Origin of the sequence: Phytopseudomonas daroniae, from assembly GCF_004327275.1 — a bacterium.
GTDB lineage: Bacteria > Pseudomonadota > Gammaproteobacteria > Pseudomonadales > Pseudomonadaceae > Aquipseudomonas > Aquipseudomonas daroniae.
In genome coordinates, this window is sequence record NZ_QJUJ01000004.1 from 87,284 (window position 1) to 112,634 (window position 25,351).

Genomic DNA, 25,351 nt, shown 5'->3' on the forward strand with positions numbered 1-25,351 from the left:
AGGGCCAGGCCGGTGATCAGAATGCGCTTCATAGCTGGTACCTCTCAGCACACACGCCGCTACCCCAGCCGGCAGTGACGTAGACCCGCTCCCAGCGCAGCAGGATGGCGCGGGGGTAACCACGGTTCTCGCGGAAATTTGCAGCCGAGCGGCCATCGTTGAACCGCTCGACAGAATCGAACCAGACGCGCTGATCGGCGCCCTTAGCCGAGGCGAGTTTGCGGTCACGATTCACCCACCCTTGGCCGCCGTTGTAGCCGGCCAAGGTGAAAGCCCAGCGATCACACTCGCTGGCAGCGGTCTGGTTTCGTGCGTAGAGCCAACGGTCGTAGGTGACCATGGCTCGGAGTGCCCACCCAGGGTTGTACGGCTGGTTGTCGCCGAGGCTGGCCGGGTACAGCTCGGCCATCCAAGAGCTAGTTGCTGGCATGAACTGCGCCAGGCCCTGGGCACCGGCATGGGATTTGGCATTGGCGCGCCACGCTGACTCCTGGTGCACCTGGGCGGCAAAGGTGGCCACCGGCGCATCAAGCCCCCATTCGGCATGAGCAGCGCGTACCAGGATCCGGCGGTACTGCTCGGCGTCACGGGGCACGGCTTCTGCCGCCTGCACCGGGCTCGTGAAGAAGCCCCCGGCCACGAGCAACAGCGCCACCAGGCCAATGCGCCACAGCGCCACCCAGGCCGAAACCTGAGTGGGTTTGCCGTGCGCCATCACCGCCGCGCCGATGGAAAGACCGGCGAGCAGAATCCATGTGATCTGCGGCGATTCCATGATCACAGCCCCATCGTCAGGCCAAGCACGGCGGCCAGCACCATCAGCGAGCGGCGCATGAACGCAGCAGCCATCAGCACATGGTTCGCGCACTGCTCAGGGCGGGAATGGGGAAACATGGCACGGTCGAGCCAGAAGGCGATCACCGCGCCCAGGACGACCAGAAGGACTTTGTACAGAACAACCTGCAGCTGCTCCGGGCGAATGAACGCGAGCATGAACAGCAGGCAGACGGCGACGGTGGTTACCAGCGTCATGTGAGGCACGCGCCGGGTTTTGCGGGTTTCAAACATGATGTGCTCCGCGTGGGTGGCCATCCCTGGCCGGTCGATGGTCAGTCCTGCTAAGCAGGCAGGACAATCATCGACTCACGCGCGCGCGGAGTAATTTGGACGGGGCAAAAACAACAAAGGCGCCATTAGAGGTTAGAGGCGCCTTTGTTGTGTGGTCATCTAATACCCATACTCATAGGGCCGATCCACTGCCGCTTCTGGATCTTAGACAGACTGAAGGCTCTCCTCTCAATCTGTCTAACCATCGTCTCTAAAGACTCGAACACCCCTGATTCCATAAGTACTGGTTGATGAGCCTCAAGATAATTACTCAGTTCTCTGAGCATCATTTCGATGTCAGAAGACATTGCAGCTGATCGTTGAGATACCTCTATGTAGCGATCCCAAGGGAAGTGTGATGCTGGCTGCATCATCGGATCCCGTAAAAGCTTGTGATTGGAGCGTGTTAAGTCGATGAGTTCTTCTAGCATGCTCCCAATTTCGGCAGGAGCCTTCTTTGCCGGTAGCGGTGCTGAGGGGGGGTCTTGAGGTATTTCATTAAGCTGTCGTTCAAGATCCGGCCACCAAACGTCAAAGGCCTTGACGAGACGCACAGGATCAAGCCCCTCATCGCCACATGTATTATTCATCGACTGAAGCAGCTTTAGGACATCATCCTTTTCAACCACGGTGAATTGGAACTGAATCAAAGGGCCTTGAACCTCCGATTTCTTCAACCGGAAAAGTACAGGGCTGACTCTGCTTTTCTCAACGCTCTTACCCAGCGCACCTGCTTCAAAGTTGATCCAAGGCGCACTTACGTTATCCGGCGTCAGACAGATGACTCCATACGTTGAAGCATCTAACTCCCCAGCTATATCAGTCGACCAGCGGGCTCCCTTATCGATGTCCTCAGACGACACGTAAGGATCAATACTCTGGATCACTGAGGGCAACCAGTCCCTGAGGATCACTGCGACCTTGTGGCTGGTTGTTCCAGACCAACTGATGAATACCTTCATTCGCTTAGCTTCCCCATACGTCCTAGTTGCTTGTAATTACTGCCTAGTGATTTCCCAGTACCGCTCTGGTCGATCCGGTCAGCACTAGAGCGCACACCTGATGATCTTTACTGAATACGATCCCTGATCCACTGGGCGGCAATCGGCAGTCCGAGGGTAAACAGCAGCCATATAGCCCCAAGGCCGAGCGCTGTAATTACCATGGAAATACCCACGTTTGCCCCATATCCAGGTATCCCCGTTGGGTAACCGTGATCAGCCCGCCATTCGCTGACGTAGCTCAAAACGAATAGAAAACATACTCCGATGATGAGTAAGGCCCCTTGTGCCTGACTCTCCTTCTCGGCCTTGATGCAGCGATTGCACTTAGCCTTCTCGCGATCAATCACGCTGTTCTCACAGCAGGGGCATGCCTTGATGGGGGTCTCGATGTAGTCCCGGCCGGCTACACGATTGTTATCACCATTTACCTTGATATTCATGAATCCCTCCCCAGCCAATTACGAATGTCCTAGCCAACCCAATCGTACTGGAGGGGCTGCGTAACCTGCCAGGCAAAACGCCACCACTAATGTTGCATGTCACTTCTCGTGGTAGTCATTCCCAGCCGCCCGGTTTCCATCACCCGTTACGACTACGCCGATGGCGTCGGCCGTCTTGCCGCTTTTCTTGCCTGCGGTACCCAGGATCAGCTCGGCTAAAACCACTCTTTTTTTGGCGGAGCTGAGAGCTCTGTAAGAGTCGAGCAGCATCTGCTCATCTGGCGGCATACCTCTAACCGTCGGCATCGGCGTTCTTTCTCCTGTCAACACATAACCCGCATCCAGCCCTTCCTCGACCCAAATAGCGAGCGCATTAGCATCGGGCGCGGATCGTCCTTGCTCCCACCCAACCTGAGTCCTTTTCGACGCACCTACCAATTCCGCGAATTGAGGCTGCGTGTAGCCGAGTCGCTCGCGCTCAGCTTTCAAACGCTCGCCAAGTGTAATTTCTGGCACTAAATCACCTTTACATGGTGCCATAAATGGCACTATGATCATCGCAACAAAACACAAACATCATTCAGCAACCCAGCAAGGAGCCACCCCAATGGCTACCCACAAGTCACTGACCCCTGACCAGGTAAAAGAGCGATTCCGTCAGCGCGGAATCACCATCACCAAGTGGGCCGATCAGCATGGTTACAAGCGCAATGCTGTGTACCGCGTGCTCAACGGCTTCGACAAAGCCAACTACGGCAAGGCCCACGACATTGCTGTGGCCCTGGGCATGAAGGCAGGCGAGGCAGCTGCTGCCTGAACCGCCGACTCAAGCGAGGGACACCGCAATGTCAGACCGCCCGCAGCTACGCGTCGAAGAGATCACCCTGATGCCACACCCACTTGACCACTGGCGCCTTGCGCTCGAACAACTGATCGCAATCGCGCCAGGCAGCGCTGCAGACGTAAGCCTGCACCTGCATGAGGCCGCGAAGGGCCTAAGCCCCAAACCGGCCATCAGCGTGCATTCCAGTCGCCTGCTCAAGCAGCTGCTGATCCTGGCGGCCGCGCAGTTGAACGGCGTTCCCGCGCCACAGCCAACTGATCGCACAGCCAGTCCATCGTCCGCAGAGCCTCAGCCTCAAACGGCGCTCCAGGCCACCGCAGATCACGTAGCTGCTCAGGCTGGAAGCCACTCTCTATCTCAGCCACTGCCGCCAGGCGAAGCGCTAATTGAGCAAGCGCATTCACCTGTGCCTCAAGCCTCTGAATCTGGTCGGTCATAGCCATGTCCCGGTTTGTCAATTTACAGCAAAAGGCTCTCAGTTTTGTAACGCCGTTGCCCATAGGCAAAAAGCCTATTTGTTTGGCGCTGCTGAAAATGGGGGCTTTCCAATGAGTCGCCGCCGCTGGAAACGCCAGCAACCGAACTCCCTGCGCCATGCCCTGGAGCTGTGCAAAGAGCACGCCCGCGAGATGCGCAACCTGTCTGTCGAGCGCATTGCAGAGCGCATGGGCGTGGCCGACCACTGGACGCTCTACAAGTGGCTCAGTTCGGGCCGTATGCCCGCCGTGATGATCCCGGCCTTTGAAGCGGCTTGCGGCATCACCTACGTGACCCAATGGATGAGCGCCGCAGCTGGAAAGCTGCTGATCGATGTGCCGACCGGGCGCAAAGCCAATACACACGAATTGAATGCCCTGCAGGGCGAGTTGACCGCAGCCATGTCTGCGCTGCTGGCCTTCCACGATGGCAAGCAGGATTCCGAGTCAACCCTCGCCGCCGTGCGCAGTGCCATGGAAGGCCTCGGCTGGCACCACGGAAACGTCGCCCAGCACGCCCAACCACAGCTCGAATTAGGAGCACTCGAAGATGAGTAACCCCCGCACCAGCGATAGCGCGGCGCGCGCCTTGCGCGTGCTCAAGGCCCTGAAGGGCAAAACCCTGGAAGGCATCGCTAACAGCGACCTGGCCAAGAACCTCGGCGAGAGCCCGGCCAACATCAATCGCGCCATGAACACGCTGATCGCCGAGGGGTTGGCCATGAAGCTCGACAACGGTCGCTTCGCCCCCTCGATCGCGCTGCTGCAGATCGCCCAGGCCCATGCCAACGAAATGGAGCGCATGCAGGGCCGCCTCTCGGAAATCAACCAACGCGTGCTGGCCGGATCCCGGCACTGATCACAACCAGGAGCAACCCATGGACTACTTGAAAATCGCAGCACTGATCTTGGCGGGCGAGCAGAAACGCAGCGAGCCTTTCCATCAGGGCCTCGCAGCCGTTCTGCAAAACCGCGTCGACCAGACGCCGGTCACCAGCCCGTACGCGCAGGGCACTGCCGACGACGACGCATTCTTCGCAGGCCGCATGCGTGGTCACAACGAATTCCGCAACCTGCTGAAAGAGGTACGCGGCGATCACGACAAGGCTGTTGAACGCCTGCGTACCTTCGCCGATGGCCGGAGGGTTGCCTGATGGCTCGCAAAGCAGCAGCAACAGCGGAGCTCGTGCCTGATGCAGCGGCAGATGAAGGTGCACTTGCGATGGTGCAAAACCTCGGTGCAGCCGCTCAGGACATGGCTGAGGAACGCGACCTGGTCAATCAGATTCTCGGCCAAGTGCAGATGGCACGTTCCATTGCTCGTTTTGCCGACGTCGTCAGTTTGAGCAAGCTAGCCCACATCAAGGAAACCAAGATGTACCGGGCCCTGCAGGGCAAAAAGGGCTTTGACGGCGACGGTAATGAAATTGCCGACGTCGGCACTTGGGACGGTTTTTGCCAGGTGCTGGGCCTGTCCCGCTCCAAGGTCGATGAGGATCTAACCAACCTCAAGTCTTTTGGTGAGGACGCCCTCAAGCAACTTTCGGCTATCGGCGCTGGCTACCGCGAGCTGCGCCAATGGCGACGCCTGCCAGACGACGCCAAATCAGCTCTGATCGAAGCCTCCAAGCAGGGCAACCTTGAGGCGGTGCAGTACCTCGCCGAGGAGCTGATCCACACCCACACCAAGGAAAAGGCCGAGCTGCAGAAGAAGCTGGACGATACCGCGTCGGACTACGACGCCCAGGGCGAAGTGCTCACCAAAAAGAACGCCGAGCTGGATCGCACCAAACAGGAGCTGGAGAAAGCCCGCAAGCGCATCCAGACCCTCAGCGCAGACGAAGCAGTGAAGGAGCTGCGCCAGGAGGTGACCGGTATCGCCTTCGAGGCCGAAGCCGACATCACCGGCAAGCTGCGCGAAGCCTTCAACGCCATGGCCAGCCACAGCGAGGAAACAGGCACCGACCACCGCCTGTGGCAAGCCGGCCTGATCAGCCACTTGGAAAGCTTGCTGGCCAACATCCGCACCGAGTTCCAGCTGCCCTCAGCCGACGAGCCCGCCGAGGACTTCGCCTGGATCGATCAAGCCAAGCAGCAGGACGCCTGAGCATGAGCGCCGTCATCACCCAACGCCTTGTTGACCTGTCCCGCGCCCTGGAAAGCGCGGGCCGGGGCCAGCGTACGGCGCTGTGCAAAGCCGCGGCGCTCGATCTCGGCCTCAGCCCAGCCACCATCTACCGCAAACTGGAGGAGGTCAATGTGGCCACCGCCCCTCGCAAACGCCGCACCGACGCAGGCCAGAGCGCACTCAGCCGTGACGAGGCGCTGATCATCAGCGCCACGTGGATGGAGTCTGCACGCCGTAACGAAAAACGCCTGTACTCACTGGGCGATGCCGTTGACGCGCTGCGCACCAGCGGCATGATCCGCGCCGAGACGGTCGACCTGAAGTCTGGCGAGATCCGCCCGATGTCGCTCAGCGCCATCGGCCGCGCTCTGCGCACCTACAAACTGCACCCGGATCAGTTGCTCGCGCCCGCGCCGGTCACCGAGCTGGCCAGCCTGCACCCGAACCACGTTTGGCAGATCGACGCCTCCCTGTGCGTGCTGTACTACCTCAAACCCGGCGCCCAGGCGGAGGAGAACGGCCTGCGCGTGATGGATCACGCCGAGTTCTACAAGAACAAGCCGCGCAACCTGGCGCGCATCGCGGCCAACCGCGTCTGGTCATACGAAATCACCGACCACGCCAGTGGCTGGATCTACCTCGAATACGTGATGGGCGCCGAGTCGGGGGAGAACCTCTGCAGCGTGCTGATCAACGCCATGCAGGAGCGCGGTGGCGCCGACATCCTGCATGGGCGCCCTTCGATCCTGATGATGGATCCGGGCTCTGCCAACACCTCGGCCATGGCCCGCAACCTGTGCCGCTCCCTGGGTATCGAGACAATCGTTCACGCCCCAGGCGCTGCACGGGTAACCGGCCAGGTGGAGAACGCCCGGAACATCATCGAGCGCAAGTTCGAGGCTGGCCTGCGCTTCCAGCCTGTAGCCGACCTGGACGATCTGAATCGCCTAGCCGCCATCTGGCGCGGCTATTACAACGCCAAGGCTGTTCACTCCCGGCACAAGAAAACCCGCTCGGCAGTGTGGATGACCATCCGCGAGCATCAACTGATCAAGGTTCCGAACGTCGACGAGTGCCGCCGCCTCGCTGTTGCCGAGCCTGAGCGGCGCAAGGTCAACAGCAAGCTGCGCGTGTCCTTCCAGGGCCGCGAATACGACGTATCAGTGGTGCCGGGTGTGATGGTCAACGCCCGCGTACTGGTCACCCGTAACCCCTGGCGCAATGACGCTGCCCAGGTGGTGGCCACCGGCGCAGACGGGCACGAAGTGTTCTACGTGGTGCCTGCCATCGTGACCAACGAACTGGGCTTCGACGTGGCAGCCACCACCATCGGCGAGAAGTTCACCCGCAAGGCGGACACCCCGGCGCAGACGGCCCGCAAAGAGGCGGAAAAGCTGGCCATGGGCGCAGACACCCAGGACGAAGTGGACGCGGCCCGCAAAGCCAAGGCGATTCCGTTCGGCGGCCAGCTGCAGCCCTACAAGGAAATGACCGAGGCAGACCTTCCGGCCTTCATGCCGCGCCGTGGCACCCAGCACGACCTGGTCATCCCGACTATCGAGACGGCGCCACTCAGCGTGTTCGCCGTTGCCAAGCGTCTGCAGGCCGATATCGCCGGCTGGAACGCCGAGCACTACGCCTGGCTCAGCCAGCACTACCCGAACGGGGTTAAGGAAGACGACCTCGCTGCCGTTGCCTCACAGCTGCGCAGCGCATTCACACGCCGGCCAACGCTGGCCGTTGTAGGAGGTGCCTGATGCTCAAGCTCAAAGCGCTGCTGCGCTACCACAACCTTTCCCAGGCCGACCTAGCACGCGACATCGAGCTATCGCGGCCGACCATCAGCCAGATCATCAACCAGAACATCTGGCTCAAGACCATTGCAGAGGAGGAGATCCGCAGCCGGATCGTCAACTGGCTGGAAGGCAAAGGCATCACCGGCATGCAGCTGGTGGGCATTTTCGAGAACGACGACCCGAGCGTCGAGAAGCGGAAAGTGACCGGCGGGCGCGCCAACGCCCGCCGATCTGAGCACCACAACGAAAGCGATCCCATCGAGGAGCCCGACACAATGCTACTACGCAAACAAACCCTTACACAGCAGGCACGCATGGCGTTCGGCCTGTTTCGTGATCCGTTCGCGGAGCCACGCAGCAGCGCCGAGCTGTTCATCTCGCCGGACATTCGCTTTGTCCGCGAGAACCTGTACCAGGTCACGCGCTACGGCACTTTCATGGCCATCGTCGGTGAATCCGGTTCGGGCAAGAGCACCATCCGCAAGGATCTGCACGCTCGCCTGCAAGCCGAGGACAAGCCGGTGATCATCATCGAGCCCTACATCCTCGGCATGGAAGACGACGACTTCAAGGGCAAGACCCTGAAGGCCATCCACATCTGCGAGGCCATCCTGGCCACCGTCAGCCCTGGCAGCAAGATGCCACGCGGCCAGGAACAACGCTTCCGCGCAGTGCACAACGCGCTGCGTGAATCGCACCGCACCGGCAACAAGCATGTGCTGATCATCGAAGAGGCCCACGCGCTGCCGATCCCCACGCTCAAACACCTCAAGCGCTTCTTCGAACTGGAAGACGGGTTCGACAAGCTGCTCAGCATCGTCCTGATCGGCCAGACCGAGCTGGGCAACAAGCTCAGCGAGAACCGCGCCGACGTGCGCGAGGTGGTTCAGCGCTGCGAGGTCATCCGCCTGAACGCCCTGGGCGAGCAGCTCGGCCCGTACCTGGCGCACCGCTTCAAGCTGATCGACAAGCACTTGGCCGACATCATGGATGACGCCGCGATCGAGGCCCTGCGCACCAAGCTGACCATCAGTGGCAGCAAGGGCAAGGTGGAGAACTCGGTGCTGTACCCCCTGGCGGTGCACAACATGCTGACCGCTGCGCTCAACCTCGCCGCATCTGTCGGCGCCACCCGGCTGACACCGGATACCTTCGCGGAGGTTTGACCATGCAAAGCAATGTCCTGCCGTTCAACAAAGTGTCCGTGCTGATCGATGCCCGCGTGACCTACAGCGCCGACACCACCGCGCAGTCGCTCGAAGAGCGCACCGCGCCGATCTATTTGACCCCGGAGTTCGCCAGCCGCCTGCGCAACTACAACGCCCTGGTGCGCGACCTGCGCCTGGCCGGCGTCGAGATCGCCGGCATGGAGTTCCCGGACCACAAGATCTTCATCCGCCCGGAGAGCGCGCCCGTGCTGGGCAAGGCGTTTGAGAAGCGCCTGCGCGGCATCCGCCACTTCGACTACGCCCGCTATCGCCGCCACACCGTGACGATCGATGGTGTGGACGTGGTGTGGTTCGCCAAGTTTGAGGAGCCACGGGTATGAGCACACCAGTGGCTGACTATTCATCCATCATCACCGCCAAGATGCTGGCCCAGCGTCTGGGCACGGTGGCCAGCGACCTGAAGCCGGACGGCAGTGCCGTTCCCCTCTACATCCGCATCAATGGCCAGCGTCATGAGCTGACCATCGACAACTTCCAAGTCGATGACGACGGTTCGTTGCTGTTCTCCCCTGATCTGCTGCTGAACATCGAACGCAACACGTCCTGGACGTCAGTGCTGGCCGAGCGAATCCGCCAGGTGCATACCTACGGGTTCTTACATGAAGAGGACGACCACTTCACGTCAGGAGAGCTGGCGGCAGCGTCGCTCTCATACCTTGAGCAGGCGTTCTGCCAGGTAAACGAGCCCGGCACCGAGCTACTTGAGGAGTTGATCCCCAATGAATGGCCATGGCCTGACGAGGCCTGGAAACCCAGCACCGCCCCGCGTCGCAACCTGGTGAAGGCCCTTGCGCTCGGCCTGGCCGAGCTGGAGCGTCTCGACCGCAAGGCCGTTGCCGAGGATTCCGCTCATGACTGACTTCCTCGACACCGAATGCCCTCAGTGTCAGACGCCGCTCTTGGAGATCGAGACCTCCATCGCGGCGCACGATCCTCGACTGATAGACGTGGTGGTGAGGTGCTTGCACTGCGACTACACGCTCAACGCCTTCATCTCGCTGGACGAGATGACGGTTCTTTCCAATGCCGCCGCTGGAGAAACTCAGCCATGACGACCACTTTGCAAACTGCCGTCCCAGACGGCTTCCGCGAAGACGCCCAGGGGCGCCTGGTACACGAATCGATGATCAAGCCGCTCGACTGGGAACGCGATCAGTTGGTGATGGCCATCGTTGGCAAGACCAAGGAACTCAACCAGCGCCTGCGCGACTTCAAGACCGATGTATTCGGCGACGTCGATGCCCTGGTGACGCTGGCTGCCGAGGAGTACGGCGCCAAGCTGGGCGGTGCCAAAGGCAACGTCACGCTGTTCAGCTATGACGGTCGCTACAAGGTTCTGCGTGCCAAGGCTGACAACATCCGCTTCGACGAGCGCCTGCAAGGCGCCAAGGCGCTAATTGATGAGTGCCTGCAGGAATGGGTGCAGGGCTCGCGACCCGAGATTATCACCCTCATCAACGACGCGTTCCGCGTCGACCAGGCCGGCAACATCCGCACTGGCAGCGTTCTGGCTCTGCGCCGCCTGGAGATCAGCGACGAACGCTGGATCCGCGCCATGCAGGCCATCAGCGACGCTGTGACTGTGGTCGCCACCAGTTCCTACGTCCGCGTCTACGAGCGTATTGGCGATACCGACCAGTACCAGCCCATCAGCCTCGACATTGCGAAGGTGTGACATGGATCAGGATCGCATTCTCGAAAAGATCAAGAAGTGCCTGGAGATGGCGAAGTCGAAGACTGCCAACTCCAATGAAGCGGAAATCGCGCTGCGCCAGGCGCGCAAACTGATGGATGCCTACAGCCTGGAAATGGGCGACGTGCTGGCCAGCATGGCCTGTGAGATCACCATTGAAGCCGGCTCTGAGGGCACGCCACCGGCCTGGCGTGTTCGGCTGGCCTATGTGTGTGCTCATGCATTCGGCACTCGGATGATCATCACCCAGATGCGGGTGGGCATGTTCGACTCAGTCGGCGCCTTCATTTTCGTGGGTTGTGCAGCAGCTCCTGAACTGAGTGGCTACGCCTACCAGGTGCTGGAGCGCCAGTTGCAGAAGGCACGCCGCGAGTTCCTGGCTTCTCCCAAGAACAAGCGCTGCAAACGGTCAACCAAGGTCGCCCGTGGCGATCACTTTGCCAACGCCTGGATCGATGCCGTCTACCACAAGGTGGACGAGTTCGCGGGCGTCGATGACAACATCGCCGAAGCAATCGAGGCCTACATGGCAAAGAACCATCCGGACTTGGGCAAGCACGAAATGAAGCGCCGCAAGCTCAAGGCACGTGATGAAGGCGCCGCAGCTGCAGGCTATAAAGCAGGCAAGAGCGCCCGACTGCATCACGGCCTTGGCCACAAGCCAGTCGCCCGACTGGCTCATGGAGGCTGACATGGCGACCAACACCACTGTAGAGGTCAGCGTCCGCCTGGATCACTCCGGCTACAAGACCAATACCATCCAGGGCAAAAGCGCCTCCTGCGCCTACGACGCCAAGCTGGCAGTCGAGCGCTTGGCCGACAAGCTGTTCCCGGACTACCACAAAACCATCGAGCGTTGTGATTGCGTAGCGGTCGGCCGGTTGCACAGCAAATGGCTGATCGTTCCAGGGGAGGCATTGAATGCCGATTTCTAAAGGTGTCCTCAGCAAAATCCACATTGCCCGTCAGCAAGTCGGCATGGATGACGACAGCTACCGGGCGCTGCTGCGCCGCGTTGCTGGCGTTGAATCGTCCAAAGACCTGAACTCGCGCCAGGCTGGGCGCGTAATCGTCGAGTTCGAGCGGCTGGGCTTCAAACCGAAGCCCAGCAGCAAGGCAGCGGGCAAGCCGCGCAACACCGCGCAGTTGGGGCCGCGCCTGGACAAGATCGAGGCGCAGCTCGCCGATATGAGCCTGCCCTGGGCCTATGCCGATGCGCTGGCGCGGCAGATGTTTAAGGTCGAACGGGTGGCGTGGTTGAAGAAGGCCGAGCAGCTCGACGCCATGATCGCCGCGTTGCACGTCGAGCAGGAGAAACGCGGCCTGCTGGCCAATGTGGAAGAGCTGCTCAAGCTGCTCGGTGAGCATGATCCAAACTGGAAGGCCGATTTGGAAAGCCTGCCCAAGGGCTGGCAGCGGCAACGTCCAATCCTCAAGAGCCTGGTGGAAGCCCTGCACGCTGCAGCTGATGCACGGGGGCTGCTGTAATGCAGCTCCAGTGCCCATGCTGCGGCGAGCAGTTTCCCTTCGAGGCTGGTTTTGCAGATGCGGACGGCAAGACCCTGGCGGCGCTGTTTGCGCCGCTGGATCCGAAGCTGGGGCGCGCCATCCTCAACTACCTACGCCTGTTCAGCCCGGCCAAACGCGGCCTGCGCATGACCAAGGCCATCAAGGTGGTGGAGGAGCTGGTGGGCCTGGTCGAGTCTGGCCAGGTGCAACGCGATGCACGCACTACTGACTCGAAGCCAGCACTGCCACGCCTATGGGTCGCCGGCATCGAGCAGATGATCGCCCAGCGCGAGCGCCTGTCGCTGCCGCTCAGCAGTCACAACTACCTGCGCTCGGTGGTGTACGGCATCGCGGCAGATCCGGCCCAGGCCCAGGCTGCTGCACTGGCCAAGCCATCGCGCAAGGCCAGCACGCCGCAACAGGATATCCAGGAGCAGGTGGGCCGTATCCAGGCCGACATGCTCCTGGGGCTCATAAAGCCAGATGAAGGTGAGCGCCAGATCAAGGCGCTGAGGGGGGAATGATGTCGTCTGCAATGGCCGACAAGCGCCACGAACTGCTAAGCGGAGTCGCAGCCCATGCTGCGGTTGTAGCGAAAGAGCACGGCATGGATGCCGCCCGTGCCGAGCAGATCGGCAACGCGATCGCTGACCACCTGGCGCAAACCTGGGCCGGCGCGACCATCTGCATTCCGAAGGATCACCGATTCAACCTGAGCAAGCGGGACATTGAGATCCTCTCGAAATTCAGAGGCCACAACCACCACGTTCTCGCGAAGGAATACGGCCTGACCGAGAACGCCATCTATAAGCTGCTGAAACGGGTACAGGACAGGAAGTTCGACCGCGATCAACATAAACTAGACCTCGGTGACGGCCTGCTCTAGGCCGTCATTCACCGTTACCACTACGGCAACGCCTTTTCACTTCCCATCCCGATATATTCCCGCCTGTTCCCCTATATCCCGCCTTTATCGCGCTTTTTGGGTATTCTCTTTCTCAAGCCTGCACAACACGAGCCGGTTTTTAACGCAGCATGACCGAGCGCAGTAGTTTTCACACGGCCTGCAATGCCGGGCTTTTTCTTTGCTGCACTCTGAAGCACTGCTTCAGTGGAATGGATCGCCAGCGAGCTGGCTCCTACACGCATACGCAGGGGAAACCATGAAGATTGGACTGATCGCCGACACTCACGGTCTGCTGCGCCCCGAAGCGTTGGCTGCACTGCAGGGGGTCGATCATTTGATCCATGCGGGTGATATCGGTGGGCCGCAGATCCTGGCCGAACTCGAAGGTATTGCGCCGTTGTCGGTAGTGCGTGGCAACAACGATGACGACGCCTGGGCAGACACCATTCCCGAGCGGCTGATATTGCGTTTCGGCAAGACCAGCCTGTATGTACTCCACGATCTCAAGCAACTGGATATTGAGCCCAGGATGCAGGGCATCGACGTGGTGATCGCCGGCCACTCGCACAAGCCCCTGCATGAGGAGCGCGACGGCGTGCTTTATCTCAACCCTGGCAGCGCCGGCCCGCGGCGCTTCAAGCTGCCTATCAGCGTGGCCCTGCTGCATATCGACGGCAACGCGCTGCGGGCCGAGCTGATTACGCTGGATGTCTGATGCAAGGCGAGAGCGGCCATTCGATTCGGTGGGCTAAAACCTACCCTACAGCCGTAGGATGGGTGAAACCCATCAATTGCCGATGGGTTGCACCCATCCTACGACCTCCGAAATCGCAATGGTGGACAAAAAGAGCGTTAGCTACGCGCCCCGATCCACCCTACGCCAACTTACGCCTTACATCCGCCATGCCAATGACGCCCTGCCTTGAAAAACGCGCGTGTCGGGGCCATTTAAATAGGTACTTATTTTTCGACTCGCCCAATCACCGCCTGATGGAGAACCCCATGACCCTCGATGAACTCAACACCCTGCCGGGCGTAACCGGCAAGCCTGACGTCGCCACGGCGGATTTCGTCTACAACCACACCATGATCCGTGTGAAGGATCTGGAAAAGTCCCTGGACTTCTACACCCGCGTACTCGGCTTCACCCTGCTCGAGAAGAAGGATTTCCCCGATGCCGAATTCAGCCTGTACTTCCTCGCGCTGATAGCCGACAAGTCGCAGATCCCCAGCGACCCGCAAGCCCGCCACCAATGGCGCAAATCCATTCCCGGCGTACTGGAGCTGACCTACAACTACGGCACCGAGAAGGATCCGGAGTTTTCCTACCACAGCGGCAACAGCGATCCGCGCGGTTTCGGCCACCTGTGCGTTGCAGTGCCAGATATCAAGGCGGCCTGCCAGCGCTTCGAAGACCTGGGCGTGACCTTCCAGAAACGCCTGACCGACGGACGCATGAGCAATATCGCCTTTATCAAGGATCCGGACGGCTACTGGGTGGAAATCATCCAGTTCACCGAAGTGGACTGAGCAGCCACACAGCCGCTGAGCGAAGCAGCGATCAGCCACGAACAGGCTGATCGTATTGTCACTCGTCCCTCTTCACCGAGGGGCGGTGACGATGCGTAACCCACGGCGAGACACACGGCTCAACTCGCTGCTTGCAACTCCGCTCTCAACCACCGGGCAAGCTGCTCGGCGCGCCGGCCGCTACGCCGTTCCGGCACCCAGAGCGCCAGGCGCGCCTCGGTTTCGACGAAGCCCCAAGGCGCGGCCAGCCGCCCTGCAGCGAGATCATCGGCCACCAGTTGCAGCGGAGCGATGGCAACGCCGAGGCCCGCCGAAGCAGCCTCGAGCAGGTAATAGAGGTGCTCGAAGCCCTGGCCTAAACGCATCTCTGCCGGCTCCAGCCCCATGGCTGCCGCCCATTGCGGCCAGGCCTGGGGGCGCGAGGTTGTGTGCAGCAGGGCTTCACGCAGCAAAGCGCCAGGCACGGCCTCACTCAACCCGGCAAAACGAACATGCCGTGGGCTCACCACCGGGCCGATGGATTCGCGCGCCAGTTCGAATACCTGCATGTCCGCTGGCCAGGGCGGCTCTGCGTATAACAAGGTGGCATCCACCTGAGGGCTGCGCGGATCCAGCTCGCCCTGGCTGGTGGATAGCTGCAACTGCAGCTCGGGCAAGGCCTGATTGAGCCGATCCAGCCGCGGGATGAACCAGCGCGCCAACAGGCTGCCCGGGCAGCCGAGCACGAAGGGTGTGTCGACTTCCCGCTGACGGATCTCGCCACACACCTGACGCAGCCGGGTGAATGTCTCGCCGCTGACATCGCGCAGGCGCATGCCGGCCTCGGTCAGCCTGAGCCCACGCCCTTCCTTGACGAACAGTGCCACGCCAAGCTGCTCTTCCAGGGTACGGATCTGCCGGCTCACCGCGCCGTGAGTGACGTGCAGCTCGACTGCGGCACGGCTCACGCTGCCCAGCCGCGCCGCCGCTTCGAAGGCATGCAGGGCATTCAATGACGGCAGCTCCTGGGCCATATCAGTCCGCCAGCTCAGGCAGGAAGCGAGTGTCCATGCTGTAACGCTTGGGCCTGGCCGGGTCGATCATCACCGTAACCAGAGAATCGGTGATGTAGGGGCCCGGATCGAACCACAGGTTGGCGCTGCGAAACACATGCAGCTTGTTGGTCTGCGGGTTCAGCCACTGGGCGACGATACGGTAGGGGTTGCGGCCATTGATGTTCAGCGACTCGTTGAGTTCGACATCCACCACTTCGGCCTGCACCGGCGTGCCAGTGGCCAGCAACTCGGCGGCGCGACGCTTGCCGAACAGCGGCGGCAGCACGAGAGCCAGGCCGATCAACAGGAATACGGAGCCAATGCCACCGACGATCAGACTACCCAGCCAGTTCTGACCGAAGCTGTCGATGCGCGCGCGCTCAGGGCTCTGCGGGTCGTAATACAGTGCAACCCGCTCACCAATATCGAAGGACGGCGGGTTACTGCAGGTGCTGCTGTGGTACTCACCGAGGGTGCCGTCCAGTGTCATGAACGACACCGTCGGGCAGCCGCCTTCGAGATCCATGATCGAACCCTGGGTCAGCGTCATCTGCGATTCAGCGCTGATGCGAGCGATCTGAATGCCGATCGCAATCACCAGCAGGAGCGCCCCGATACCTGGGAATATCCACAACCATCCTGTTTTCATCCTGCCTCCGGCCTGTGCGTAAACGTCACATCAAGGGCGAGGATTATCCGGTATCGAACGGTACAGTCCAGCCGAATGAATCACATCCGCACGATCCTTCAGAACGTCACGGGCGTATTCACCCAGAGAATGCGTGCCTCGATGGAACCGCTGTTGCGATAGCCATGGGGCAGGTTGCTGGGGAAGTGAAAGGCATCCCCCGTCTTCAGGCTATAGCACTGCTCACCGATGGTCAGTTCGATGCTGCCCGCGAGCACGTAACCCATTTCTTCACCAGGGTGCTCGATCAGACCATCACTGGCCACACCCGGCGCCACGATATGGATATTGCCCTGCAGCAATCCACCCTTTTGCAAATGGGTGATGCGCTCCAGGCCGATGTCGCCGTCCTTGTTGCGTTTGACGAAGCGCTTCACCGGGCGCTCGCCGGCGCGCAGCACCGGTTCGTCGGATACCCACTCCTCCGACGTCAGCTCGGAAACGTTGCTGCCCAATGCACCGGCAAGACGGTGAAGCATGGCCAGCGACGGCGAAGCGGCATCGTTCTCCAGCTTGGAAATCAGACTTTCCGAACACCCAGCAACCGTGGCCACCTGCTTGAGAGTCAGGCCGGCGACCTTGCGGGCGTGGCGCAGACGCACTCCAAGGCTGGGCAAGCCATCGGTGTGATTGGCCTTGGGCGGCGGTGTATGGCTAGGTTTGAGCATGTGCTTCTCGATGAATGGATAACCCGTTTCGGTGGCCACGTGCAGCAGCGGGTTACCCCGCTGGCCGCACAGTATCGCCTAAGGTGCGCGGGGAATTAATCCCTGTCACCAACCAAACTAGCCCGTATACGTTCGAATACTTCAGGCAGTAACCGCGAAGTGCACTTCCACCGGATTCAAGTCGTTGATCGGCACGATGTCCTGCGGGCATGCCGACATCACCACCACGCAATCCATCACCGCCTGGATCTCCACGTAGTCGCCTGCCTTGGATACGGGTGGCAGCCACTCGATGCTGTAGTCCGGGTTGACCGGGATGTTCATCCACAGGTTGAACGGCTGGGGGACTTCCCGGGCACGCAGCCCGATGGCCTGCAGGGCCAGACGCATGTTGTCGGCACAGCTGTCGTGGTACCCCTCGACGCCGAGGTTGCTGTAGCGATGGAGATCGCAGGCCGCGATCAGGGTGTCGTGCACACCTGGCGAGGTGTCGGTGAGCAGCTTGCCGATGGCCCGGCGACGATTGCTGAACAGCTCGTCACCCGGCTTGGGGATGACCCGGTCGATATGCGCACGCGCATGTTCCATGGAGAGGAATTCGCTCAGGTCTTCGGCATTGAACAGCCAGGTGTCGCAGACCTGGGTGCCATGGGTGTTGGTGATGCGGATCACTTCGCCGGCCTTGAGGCGCACCGCGCGGCCGCAGCGCGCCGGCACGGTGTAGATCTTGCCCAGTTCGGGCGTGCCGTCGGCCGACAGCGGCTCGTTGAGGGTGGCGTTGATGCCCAGCGATGCACCGTTGTCGGGCTGGCAGCAGGTGGGGTAATCGTGGGCGTGGTTCGAATGGCTCATGGTCGCTCCTAGTTGGGCAAGGACAGGTCAGGCTTGTTCGGCCAGTTGGACGAGGCTCCAGGCCAGCGCACGGGCGCCGGCTTCGAGCTGGGAAGGTTCGGTGTATTCGTTGGGGTTGTGGCTGATACCGTCGCGGCTGGGCACGAACAGCATGCCGGTCGGGCAATGCGTCGCCAGGTACATGGCATCGTGGAAGGCTCCGGAGCGCAGGCTCAGGGACGCTTCGCCGGTAGCGTCGGCAGCCTGCTGCAGCACCTCGACGACAGCTGCATCGAAGGCCACTGGCGGATGACTGAAGAGCATCTGCAGCTCGGCCTCCCCGGGCAGGCAGTCGGCCAGGGCCGCGTCGAAGGCGTCCAGCACCGCACTGTCGGCATGGCGGAAATCGATGCTGAAGGTCACCTCCCCAGCCACCGTATTGATCGAGTTGGGCAGCACCTGCCAGCGCCCAAAGGTCAGGCGTTTGTCGGCACCGGCCAGGCGCTCGGCCAGGGCATCGATGGCTGGCAGGCAGCCGGTGGCCAGCAACAGGGCATCCTGGCGCATGTCCATCGGCGTGGTGCCGGCATGGGCGGAGGCACCGCGGCAGCGCACCTGGTACCAGCGCACGCCCTGAATGCCGGACACCACGCCAAGCGGCACACCCGCGCGTTCCAGCACCGGTCCCTGTTCGATATGCAACTCGACGAAGGCGTGTGCAGCAATCTTCTCGCGCAGCGGTAGCCCGACGAAACGTCGGCCATGCTCGTCCAGCGCCTCGCCGACGCTGATGCCCGCGGCATCCAGGCTGTCTCGGTAGGCGGCCATGCGGGTCGGTTCGACGAAGGCGCTGGAGCCCATAGCGCCGGGGCTGAAACGACTGCCCTCCTCGTTCGTCCACACCACCAGCTCGATCGGCCGGCGCGTGCGCAGGCCCTGATCGTGCAGCGCCAGCAGGCATTCCAGACCGGCCATCACACCGTAACAGCCATCCAGATGACCACCGCTGGGCTGGGTATCGATGTGGCTGCCGGTCATCACCGGCGGCAGATCCTCCAGGCCGTCGCGGCGGATGAACAGGTTGGCGCAAGCATCCGTCCACACGCGGCAACCGATGCGCTGTGCCTCGCCGATCAGCCAGGCACGTGCATCGAAGTCCTCTGCAGAAAGCGCCTGGCGATTCATTCCGCCGGCCTGTAGCGCGCCGAACCCGGCCAGGGTATCGAGCAAGCCATGCAGTCGTTCGGCACGCACCGCCGCCATCACCCTCTCGGCATTCATTGGCACACCTCCTGGCGTGGCGTCAGGCTGCGGTTGAACCAGGGTTTGAGGAATTGTCGCAGACGGTCGGTGGCGGGCGCCTGGAACATCGCCGCCGGCGCACCGGTCTCGACGATCTGTCCGGCTTCCATGAACACCACCTGGCTGGATATCTGTGCGGCGAAACTCATCTCGTGGGTCACCATGACCATGGTCATGCCGTCGTTGGCCAGGCTGCGAATCACCTGCAATACCTCCTCTACCAGCTCCGGATCGAGCGCCGAGGTCGGCTCGTCGAGCAGCATCAGACGTGGCTTCACCGCCAGCGCCCGGGCGATGCCGACGCGCTGCTGCTGGCCACCGGACAGACGTGCCGGATAGGCGCCCATCTTGGCTGCCAGGCCGACCCGCTGCAGCGCGCTTTCGGCCAAGGTACGCGCCTCGGATTTGTTCATGCCCTTGCCCAGCAGTAGAGGTGCCATGACGTTCTCCAGCACCGTCATGTGCGGCCACAGGTTGAATTGCTGAAACACCATGGACAGCGGTCGACGTACCTCGGCGATGCTGGCGGCGCTGTCCTGGTCGCTCGGACGACGTCCGCTGCCGCTGTAGCCGAGCAGTTGGCCATCGATCCACACCTCGCCCTGGTCATAGGCTTCGAGGAAGTTCATGCAGCGCAGGGCGGTGGTCTTGCCGGAGCCGGAGGGGCCGATGAGCGAGACGATCTCGCCGGCTCGCACACTGAGGTCGAAGCCCTGCAGCACACGATTGGCGCCGTAGGACTTGCCCACGCCGCGCAGTTCAAGAAGGGGAAGATTGCTCATCGGGTCATCCTCGCAGGTAGCGCGTTGCGCGACGGCCGAGCGCGGCGGCGGCGAAACCGACCAGCAGCGTCAGCAGCCAGTACGAGAGCACCAGCAGCACGTAGGGCACGACATAGGAAAAGGTGTTGGACACGATCTGTCCGGCGGTCATGGTCAGCTCCGGCACGGTGATGATCGACGCCACCGCGCTTTCCTTGATGGTCAGGATCACCTGATTACCCAAGAGCGGCAGGGCGAATGCCAACGCCTGGGGCGCCTGGATGTGCCAGAAGGTCTGGATGCCGCTCAGGCCATGCACCCGCGCGGCCTCCAACTGGCCGTTCGGTACACTGGCCCAGGCCGAGCGCAGCAACTCGGCAAAATAGGCTGCGCTGTAGAGGCACAGGGCGAGAATGCTCGCCTCGATGGCATCCAGAGTCAGACCGAGCACGGGCAGACCGAAGTAGATCAGCAACAGTTGCGCGAGGAACGGTGTGCCACGCACCAGCCAGACATACAACCGATACAGGCCAATGATGCCGGGAACCGCCAGGCGCAGCGCGTTGAGGGCGAAGCCCAGTAGCAGACCCAGCGCCGCGCCGGAAAAACTGATACCCAGGGTGACCAGCAGTGCCTGGCCGAAATCGGGAAGGTAGTTCATCCAGTTCTCCATCAACTGCGCGCCTGCCAGCGCCGCTCCAGCTGACGCCCGAGCAGGGCCAGCAGACTGGTCAGTACCAGATAGAACAGCGCGGCGACGAGATAGACCTCGAGCGGACGGTAAGTCTGCGAAACCAGCTGCTGGCTGACCCGCATCAGGTCGGTGATGGAGATCACCGAGACCACCGCCGACACCTTGATCACATCGATCAGCTCGGAAATCAGCGCCGGCAGGGTCAGACGCACCACTTGCGGCAACTGGATATGCAGCAACGTACGCCAAGGGCCAATGCTGAACACCGTGGCGGCCTCCAGTTGCCCGACCGGGATGGCGGCGAAACCGCTGCGCAGGATCTGCGACTGGTAGGCCGCGGTGTTCAGCGCCAATGCCAGACAGGCGGCGACCAGCGCCGGCACGTCCATCCCCAACCCGGCGGGCAAATAGAAGAGCAGCAGCAACTGCGCCAGCATCGGCGTGCCACGGAAGAAACTCACGTAGACCCTGGCGAACGCCACGCAACCTCGGCTGCGGCTGCTGCCCAGCAGATAGATCAGCACGCCGAGAACGAAGCCCAGCAGCATGCCGGCCAGGCACAGCCACAATGTGGTGAGCGCGCCGTCGAGCAGAGCAGGCCAGTAGAGTGCGAAGCGAGCACCGAAGTCATCCATGGTCAGCGACTCAGATGCTCGGCTCGGGCATGGCGTCGGCCGGCACATCCATGGTGAAGCCGAACCATTTTTCCTGCAGGGCCTGCATGGTGCCGTCACGGTTGGCGCGGGCGATACCGTCGCTGAACAGCTTGACCAGGCTGGCGCTGTCGTCATCCTTGCGACCGACCCAGCCGTAGTAGGTCTGCGGGCCGAGCATGTCGCCAAGGGTGGTGAACACACCTGGGCGCGACTTGATCAGTGGGCCGAGGTTGGACAGCGACTGGGCGACGCCGTCCAGACGCCCCAGGGCGAGGTCGGCGTAGGCTTCGTCGAAGCTGACGTACTGACGAATGGCCTTGAGTCCGGGCTGACCGTCCGCCTTGAGCTTTTCGTCATAAGCCTGCAAGACCTGTAACTGGCCGGAACCGCTCTGCGAGCCGACCACCTTGCCGTTGAGATCGCTCAGGCTACTGATCGAATCGTCATTGCCACGCTTGAGCAGCGCCACGGTGGACTCGGCGATCGGTACGGTGAAGGCGAATTGTTCGAAGCGCGCCTTGTTGACGGTGACCGAGGTCACCACGAAGTCGAACTTTCCAGTATCCAGGCCCGGTAGAATGCCCTGGAAAGGCAGATCCAGCTGCTTGACCTTGACGCCCGGCAGATCCGCCAGAACGTAATTCATCAGATCCACGCCATAGCCGACTATCTTGCCGTTCTCCACGGACTCGAACGGTGCGAAGCGTGCTTCGGTAGCGATAGTGATCTGTTTTTCCTGCTGGATGCGTTGCAGCAGATCGTCAGCCTGAGCCAGCGAGCTGACGAGCAATGTGGCCAAAGCGAGTGACAGGTTTTTCACGGCACGACGGTTCATGGCGAGGCCTCTTCTTGAAGCTATGGATATTTATTCAAGTAACTTGAATAAAATTACACAAGCATGATGTGTGCCAGCCATCCTGGGAGCCAGAACAGAACCATTCAGGGCAACGAGCCATGATTTCAGCGCACCTTTTGCGGGCAAACGCAGCACGTGCGTTCCGAGTTAGTGCGTCCGAAAGCGGATTGACAAGAAGGTCGAGAATCACCAATACGTGAGTTTTTCTCACGTATCAAATCAAACTACTCGCTTTTCTCGGTGCCCATGGAGGGTTAGTCTTCCTTCCATCACACCATTCACGGGCCACGCCCGTGATGTGCTTGCGGTGAGCCGCCGGCCTCGAACTCACAGGAGAACCCCATGACTTCATTACGCAATGGCCCAGACGCCACCGGCCTGTTCGGTGCGTTCGGCGGTCAGTACGTCGCCGAGACGCTGATGCCGCTGATCCACGACTTGGCTGCCGAATACGAAAAGGCCAAGCAGGATCCCGAATTCGCCAGGGAGCTGGCCTATTTCCAGCGCGACTACGTCGGCCGCCCGAGCCCGCTGTACTTCGCCGAGCGCCTGACCGAGCATTGCGGCGGCGCGAAGATCTACCTCAAGCGCGAAGAGCTCAATCACACCGGCGCGCACAAGATCAACAACTGCATCGGCCAGATCCTCCTGGCCAAGCGCATGGGCAAGAAACGCATCATCGCCGAGACCGGCGCCGGCATGCATGGCGTGGCCACCGCCACCGTGGCTGCGCGCTTCGGCCTGCAATGCGTGATCTACATGGGCACCACCGACATCGACCGCCAGCAGGCCAACGTCTTCCGCATGCGCCTGCTCGGCGCCGAAGTGGTTCCGGTCACCGCCGGCACCGGCACCCTGAAGGACGCGATGAACGAAGCCCTGCGCGACTGGGTGACCAACGTCGACAGCACCTTCTACATCATCGGCACCGTGGCCGGCCCGCACCCGTACCCCGCGATGGTGCGCGACTTCCAGGCCGTCATCGGCAAGGAAACCCGTGACCAGTTGCAAGCCCAGGAAGGCCGCCTGCCGGACAGCCTGGTCGCCTGCATCGGTGGTGGTTCCAACGCCATGGGCCTGTTCCATCCCTTCCTCGATGACCAGTCGGTACAGATCATCGGCGTCGAAGCGGCCGGTCATGGCGTGGAAACCGGCAAGCATGCCGCCAGCCTGAATGGCGGCGTACCAGGCGTGCTGCACGGCAACCGCACCTTCCTGCTGCAGGACGACGATGGCCAGATCATCGACGCCCATTCGATTTCCGCCGGCCTCGACTACCCGGGCATCGGCCCGGAACACGCCTGGTTGTTCGATATCGGCCGCGTCGAGTACACCTCGATCACCGACAAGGAGGCACTTGCCGCCTTCCACCAGTGCTGCCGCCTGGAGGGCATCATCCCGGCCCTGGAGTCGTCCCACGCCCTGGCTGAAGTATTCAAGCGTGCCCCGACCCTGCCCAGGGATCACCTGATGGTGGTCAACCTCTCGGGCCGCGGCGACAAGGACATGCAGACCGTCATGCACCACTTCGACGAACAGGAAGAACACATATGAGCCGCCTGCAGACGCGCTTCGCTGAGCTGAAACAACAGAACCGCGCCGCCCTGGTGACTTTCGTTACCGCCGGTGACCCGAACTACGACGCTTCCCTGGCGATTCTCAAGGGCTTGCCGAAAGCCGGCGCCGACGTGATCGAACTGGGCATGCCGTTCACCGACCCGATGGCCGACGGCCCGGCCATCCAGTTGGCCAACATCCGTGCCCTGGCCGCCAAGCAGAACCTGGCCAAGACCCTGCAACTGGTTCGTGAATTCCGCGAAACCGAGCAGGCCACGCCGCTGGTGCTGATGGGTTACTTCAACCCGATCCACAAGTACGGTGTGGAGCGCTTCATCGCCGATGCCAAGCAAGCCGGTGTCGACGGCCTGATCGTGGTCGACCTGCCACCGGAACATAACGCCGACCTGTGCGACCCGGCCCAGGTCGCAGGCATCGACTTCATCCGCCTGACCACCCCGACCACCGACGACAAACGCCTGCCCACCGTACTCAACGGCAGCTCGGGTTTCGTCTACTACGTGTCCGTGGCGGGCGTCACCGGTGCCGGCTCGGCGACCCTGGAACACGTGCAGGAAGCCGTCACCCGCCTGCGCCGTCACACCGACCTGCCAATCAGCATCGGCTTCGGCATCCGCACTCCGGAACACGCGGCGACCATCGCCCGTCTGGCCGACGGCGTGGTGGTCGGCTCGGCGCTGATCGACCACATTGCCAAGGCCGACAACGACGAGCAGGCCATCGAAGGCGTGCTCAACCTGTGCAGCCAACTGGCCGAAGGCGTGCGCAGCGCGCGCCAGTAAACCCCGGCAATTCGCCACACAGGAACCGCTGCACCTGATAACAGGGCAGCGGTTTTTTATGGCTCTAATACCCCACGGTGAAGCGCTGACGCGAGTGTTGTGGCTGTTCCAGCTCATCGACCAGCGCGATGGCGAAGTCTTCCATGGAGATCGAGCTATTGCCGTCTGCATCGACCAGCAGGCTGTCCTTGCCGATGCGGAAACTACCCGTGCGCTGGCCTGGTTCGAAGAGCGCCGACGGCGACAGGAACGTCCAGTCCAGTGCCTTCTCTTCACGCAGCACATTGAGGAAATCACGCCCGGCGCCCGCCTCGGCCTTGTAGGCTGCGGGGAATTGCGGGGTATCTATCAGCGCGACACCCGGCGCCACTTCCAGGCTACCGGCACCGCCGACCACAAGCAGACGCGGCACACCCGCGGCCTTGACCGCACCGACCAGGCTGGCGGCATCACTGCCCTCGAAACGCGTCGCGCTGATCACCGCATCATGACCCTTGAGCAACGGTACCAGGCGCTCGACATCGGCCACATCGGCACTGGCCAGGCTCAAGCCGTCCTGCGCAGGGACTTCACTGACATTACGAGCGATACCGGTGACCTGATGGCCACGCTGCAGCAGTTCATGACCAAGACGCGAACCGGCACGACCGCTGATACCAAGAATGACGATGTTCATGGGTTTCTCCGTTTTGACGATTGAGGAAGGCTGGCCTGCGGGCTCGTTGCCGGCCCAGGCCCATCCGGCAACGACCAGCAACAGTGTCGCGACGAACAGTTGAAAGGATCGGGTCATGTTCAGGCTCCGCGTAAGGCAAGAGGGCTCAGCTTACTCGCAGCA

The 25,351-nt window shown here is 61.7% G+C and carries 35 protein-coding genes; 20 read left to right on the forward strand and 15 right to left on the reverse strand.

The features are described from left to right. Nucleotides 1-28: 28 nt before the first annotated feature. The 5 genes from DNK10_RS11185 to DNK10_RS11205 form a co-directional block, all read right to left on the reverse strand. Nucleotides 29-715, reverse strand: a complete 687-nt coding sequence (locus DNK10_RS11185) for a transglycosylase SLT domain-containing protein (protein ID WP_208738820.1) — start codon at nt 713-715, stop codon at nt 29-31. 62 nt (nt 716-777) lie between these two features. Further along, nucleotides 778-1,068, reverse strand: a complete 291-nt coding sequence (locus tag DNK10_RS11190; protein ID WP_244216236.1) for a putative holin — start codon at nt 1,066-1,068, stop codon at nt 778-780. A 155-nt stretch (nt 1,069-1,223) separates the two neighbouring features. Beyond that, on the reverse strand, nt 1,224-2,069 hold the full coding sequence (locus DNK10_RS11195; RefSeq protein WP_131191601.1) for a TIR domain-containing protein: 846 nt from the start codon (nt 2,067-2,069) through the stop codon (nt 1,224-1,226). A 107-nt stretch (nt 2,070-2,176) separates the two neighbouring features. Continuing rightward, the gene (locus DNK10_RS11200; RefSeq protein ID WP_131191602.1) at nt 2,177-2,551 is read right to left on the reverse strand and encodes a hypothetical protein; all 375 of its coding nucleotides are present in this window, start codon (nt 2,549-2,551) and stop codon (nt 2,177-2,179) included. A gap of 99 nt (nt 2,552-2,650) precedes the next feature. Next, entirely contained in the window at nt 2,651-3,091 is a 441-nt protein-coding gene (locus DNK10_RS11205; RefSeq protein ID WP_208738813.1) for a helix-turn-helix domain-containing protein, read from the reverse strand. Between the two features lie 67 nt (nt 3,092-3,158). Between DNK10_RS11205 and DNK10_RS11210 the strand changes: the two genes are divergently transcribed. The 18 genes from DNK10_RS11210 (at nt 3,159) to gloA (ending at nt 14,663) form a co-directional block, all read left to right on the forward strand. Next, complete coding sequence (locus DNK10_RS11210; RefSeq protein WP_131191603.1) at nt 3,159-3,368, forward strand: DNA-binding protein; 210 nt, start codon at nt 3,159-3,161, stop codon at nt 3,366-3,368. 413 nt (nt 3,369-3,781) lie between these two features. Further along, complete coding sequence (locus DNK10_RS11215; RefSeq protein ID WP_244216237.1) at nt 3,782-4,429, forward strand: MerR family transcriptional regulator; 648 nt, start codon at nt 3,782-3,784, stop codon at nt 4,427-4,429. Beyond that, nucleotides 4,422-4,730 carry a helix-turn-helix domain-containing protein gene (locus tag DNK10_RS11220; protein ID WP_131191604.1) on the forward strand — a complete coding sequence of 103 codons (309 nt, stop codon included), beginning with the start codon at nt 4,422-4,424 and terminating at the stop codon, nt 4,728-4,730. The genes DNK10_RS11215 and DNK10_RS11220 overlap by 8 nt, the downstream gene beginning before the upstream one ends. Nucleotides 4,731-4,749: 19 nt before the next feature. Further along, the gene (locus DNK10_RS11225; RefSeq protein ID WP_131191605.1) at nt 4,750-5,025 is read left to right on the forward strand and encodes a hypothetical protein; all 276 of its coding nucleotides are present in this window, start codon (nt 4,750-4,752) and stop codon (nt 5,023-5,025) included. 68 nt (nt 5,026-5,093) lie between these two features. Then, nucleotides 5,094-5,978, forward strand: coding sequence for a hypothetical protein (locus tag DNK10_RS11230; protein ID WP_244216238.1), 885 nt, complete (start codon nt 5,094-5,096; stop codon nt 5,976-5,978). A 2-nt stretch (nt 5,979-5,980) separates the two neighbouring features. Further along, nucleotides 5,981-7,756: a DDE-type integrase/transposase/recombinase gene (locus DNK10_RS11235; RefSeq protein ID WP_131191607.1), complete on the forward strand. Its 1,776-nt coding sequence runs from the start codon at nt 5,981-5,983 to the stop codon at nt 7,754-7,756. After that, a complete protein-coding gene (locus DNK10_RS11240; RefSeq protein ID WP_131191608.1) occupies nt 7,756-8,961 on the forward strand; it encodes an AAA family ATPase in 1,206 nt (401 codons plus the stop codon). Before DNK10_RS11235 ends, DNK10_RS11240 begins: the two co-directional genes overlap by 1 nt. Nucleotides 8,962-8,963: 2 nt before the next feature. Continuing rightward, complete coding sequence (locus DNK10_RS11245) at nt 8,964-9,344, forward strand: hypothetical protein (RefSeq protein WP_131191609.1); 381 nt, start codon at nt 8,964-8,966, stop codon at nt 9,342-9,344. Beyond that, the gene (locus DNK10_RS11250) at nt 9,341-9,883 is read left to right on the forward strand and encodes a hypothetical protein (RefSeq protein WP_131191610.1); all 543 of its coding nucleotides are present in this window, start codon (nt 9,341-9,343) and stop codon (nt 9,881-9,883) included. The genes DNK10_RS11245 and DNK10_RS11250 overlap by 4 nt, the downstream gene beginning before the upstream one ends. After that, entirely contained in the window at nt 9,876-10,076 is a 201-nt protein-coding gene (locus DNK10_RS11255; protein ID WP_131191611.1) for a hypothetical protein, read from the forward strand. Before DNK10_RS11250 ends, DNK10_RS11255 begins: the two co-directional genes overlap by 8 nt. After that, complete coding sequence (locus DNK10_RS11260) at nt 10,073-10,699, forward strand: DUF3164 family protein (RefSeq protein WP_131191612.1); 627 nt, start codon at nt 10,073-10,075, stop codon at nt 10,697-10,699. Before DNK10_RS11255 ends, DNK10_RS11260 begins: the two co-directional genes overlap by 4 nt. Nucleotide 10,700: 1 nt before the next feature. Beyond that, on the forward strand, nt 10,701-11,408 hold the full coding sequence (locus tag DNK10_RS11265) for a DUF2786 domain-containing protein (RefSeq protein ID WP_131191613.1): 708 nt from the start codon (nt 10,701-10,703) through the stop codon (nt 11,406-11,408). Nucleotide 11,409: 1 nt separating this feature from the next. Then, nucleotides 11,410-11,652: a hypothetical protein gene (locus DNK10_RS11270; protein ID WP_131191614.1), complete on the forward strand. Its 243-nt coding sequence runs from the start codon at nt 11,410-11,412 to the stop codon at nt 11,650-11,652. Further along, entirely contained in the window at nt 11,639-12,205 is a 567-nt protein-coding gene (locus DNK10_RS11275) for a gp16 family protein (protein WP_131191615.1), read from the forward strand. Before DNK10_RS11270 ends, DNK10_RS11275 begins: the two co-directional genes overlap by 14 nt. Next, nucleotides 12,205-12,750 (forward strand): hypothetical protein, encoded by a 546-nt coding sequence (locus DNK10_RS11280; protein ID WP_131191616.1) that lies wholly within the window; start codon nt 12,205-12,207, stop codon nt 12,748-12,750. The genes DNK10_RS11275 and DNK10_RS11280 overlap by 1 nt, the downstream gene beginning before the upstream one ends. 11 nt (nt 12,751-12,761) lie before the next feature. Then, nucleotides 12,762-13,112 carry a Mor transcription activator family protein gene (locus DNK10_RS11285; protein WP_131191617.1) on the forward strand — a complete coding sequence of 117 codons (351 nt, stop codon included), beginning with the start codon at nt 12,762-12,764 and terminating at the stop codon, nt 13,110-13,112. A 277-nt stretch (nt 13,113-13,389) separates the two neighbouring features. After that, nucleotides 13,390-13,848 carry a metallophosphoesterase family protein gene (locus tag DNK10_RS11290; RefSeq protein WP_131181425.1) on the forward strand — a complete coding sequence of 153 codons (459 nt, stop codon included), beginning with the start codon at nt 13,390-13,392 and terminating at the stop codon, nt 13,846-13,848. A 287-nt stretch (nt 13,849-14,135) separates the two neighbouring features. Beyond that, on the forward strand, nt 14,136-14,663 hold the full coding sequence (gene gloA, locus DNK10_RS11295; protein ID WP_131181424.1) for a lactoylglutathione lyase: 528 nt from the start codon (nt 14,136-14,138) through the stop codon (nt 14,661-14,663). A gap of 119 nt (nt 14,664-14,782) precedes the next feature. Here the strand turns inward: gloA and DNK10_RS11300 are convergent, their stop codons facing one another. The 9 genes from DNK10_RS11300 to DNK10_RS11340 form a co-directional block, all read right to left on the reverse strand. Continuing rightward, entirely contained in the window at nt 14,783-15,676 is an 894-nt protein-coding gene (locus tag DNK10_RS11300) for a LysR family transcriptional regulator (RefSeq protein ID WP_131191618.1), read from the reverse strand. Nucleotide 15,677: 1 nt separating this feature from the next. Then, nucleotides 15,678-16,346 (reverse strand): DUF3592 domain-containing protein, encoded by a 669-nt coding sequence (locus DNK10_RS11305; RefSeq protein ID WP_131191619.1) that lies wholly within the window; start codon nt 16,344-16,346, stop codon nt 15,678-15,680. A 98-nt stretch (nt 16,347-16,444) separates the two neighbouring features. Next, a complete protein-coding gene (locus DNK10_RS11310) occupies nt 16,445-17,053 on the reverse strand; it encodes a cupin domain-containing protein (RefSeq protein ID WP_131181421.1) in 609 nt (202 codons plus the stop codon). Nucleotides 17,054-17,194: 141 nt separating this feature from the next. Further along, complete coding sequence (locus DNK10_RS11315; protein WP_131191620.1) at nt 17,195-17,905, reverse strand: DUF1989 domain-containing protein; 711 nt, start codon at nt 17,903-17,905, stop codon at nt 17,195-17,197. A gap of 27 nt (nt 17,906-17,932) precedes the next feature. Beyond that, the gene (locus tag DNK10_RS11320) at nt 17,933-19,165 is read right to left on the reverse strand and encodes a M20 family metallo-hydrolase (protein WP_131191621.1); all 1,233 of its coding nucleotides are present in this window, start codon (nt 19,163-19,165) and stop codon (nt 17,933-17,935) included. Beyond that, nucleotides 19,162-19,968 carry an amino acid ABC transporter ATP-binding protein gene (locus tag DNK10_RS11325; protein ID WP_131191622.1) on the reverse strand — a complete coding sequence of 269 codons (807 nt, stop codon included), beginning with the start codon at nt 19,966-19,968 and terminating at the stop codon, nt 19,162-19,164. Before DNK10_RS11325 ends, DNK10_RS11320 begins: the two co-directional genes overlap by 4 nt. Nucleotides 19,969-19,972: 4 nt before the next feature. Beyond that, a complete protein-coding gene (locus tag DNK10_RS11330) occupies nt 19,973-20,608 on the reverse strand; it encodes an amino acid ABC transporter permease (RefSeq protein WP_244216239.1) in 636 nt (211 codons plus the stop codon). Nucleotides 20,609-20,619: 11 nt separating this feature from the next. Next, the gene (locus tag DNK10_RS11335; RefSeq protein ID WP_131191624.1) at nt 20,620-21,276 is read right to left on the reverse strand and encodes an amino acid ABC transporter permease; all 657 of its coding nucleotides are present in this window, start codon (nt 21,274-21,276) and stop codon (nt 20,620-20,622) included. Nucleotides 21,277-21,286: 10 nt separating this feature from the next. Continuing rightward, nucleotides 21,287-22,132 (reverse strand): transporter substrate-binding domain-containing protein, encoded by an 846-nt coding sequence (locus tag DNK10_RS11340; RefSeq protein ID WP_131191625.1) that lies wholly within the window; start codon nt 22,130-22,132, stop codon nt 21,287-21,289. A 363-nt stretch (nt 22,133-22,495) separates the two neighbouring features. On the opposite strand from DNK10_RS11340, the gene trpB reads away from it, so the two are divergent. Both trpB and trpA read left to right on the forward strand, forming a co-directional pair. Beyond that, a complete protein-coding gene (gene trpB, locus DNK10_RS11345; protein ID WP_131191626.1) occupies nt 22,496-23,707 on the forward strand; it encodes a tryptophan synthase subunit beta in 1,212 nt (403 codons plus the stop codon). Next, nucleotides 23,704-24,513, forward strand: coding sequence for a tryptophan synthase subunit alpha (gene trpA, locus DNK10_RS11350; RefSeq protein ID WP_131191627.1), 810 nt, complete (start codon nt 23,704-23,706; stop codon nt 24,511-24,513). The genes trpB and trpA overlap by 4 nt, the downstream gene beginning before the upstream one ends. Nucleotides 24,514-24,577: 64 nt before the next feature. Here trpA and DNK10_RS11355 read toward each other — a convergent pair whose 3' ends face one another. Then, complete coding sequence (locus tag DNK10_RS11355; protein ID WP_131191902.1) at nt 24,578-25,189, reverse strand: NAD(P)-dependent oxidoreductase; 612 nt, start codon at nt 25,187-25,189, stop codon at nt 24,578-24,580. Nucleotides 25,190-25,351: the final 162 nt, after the last annotated feature.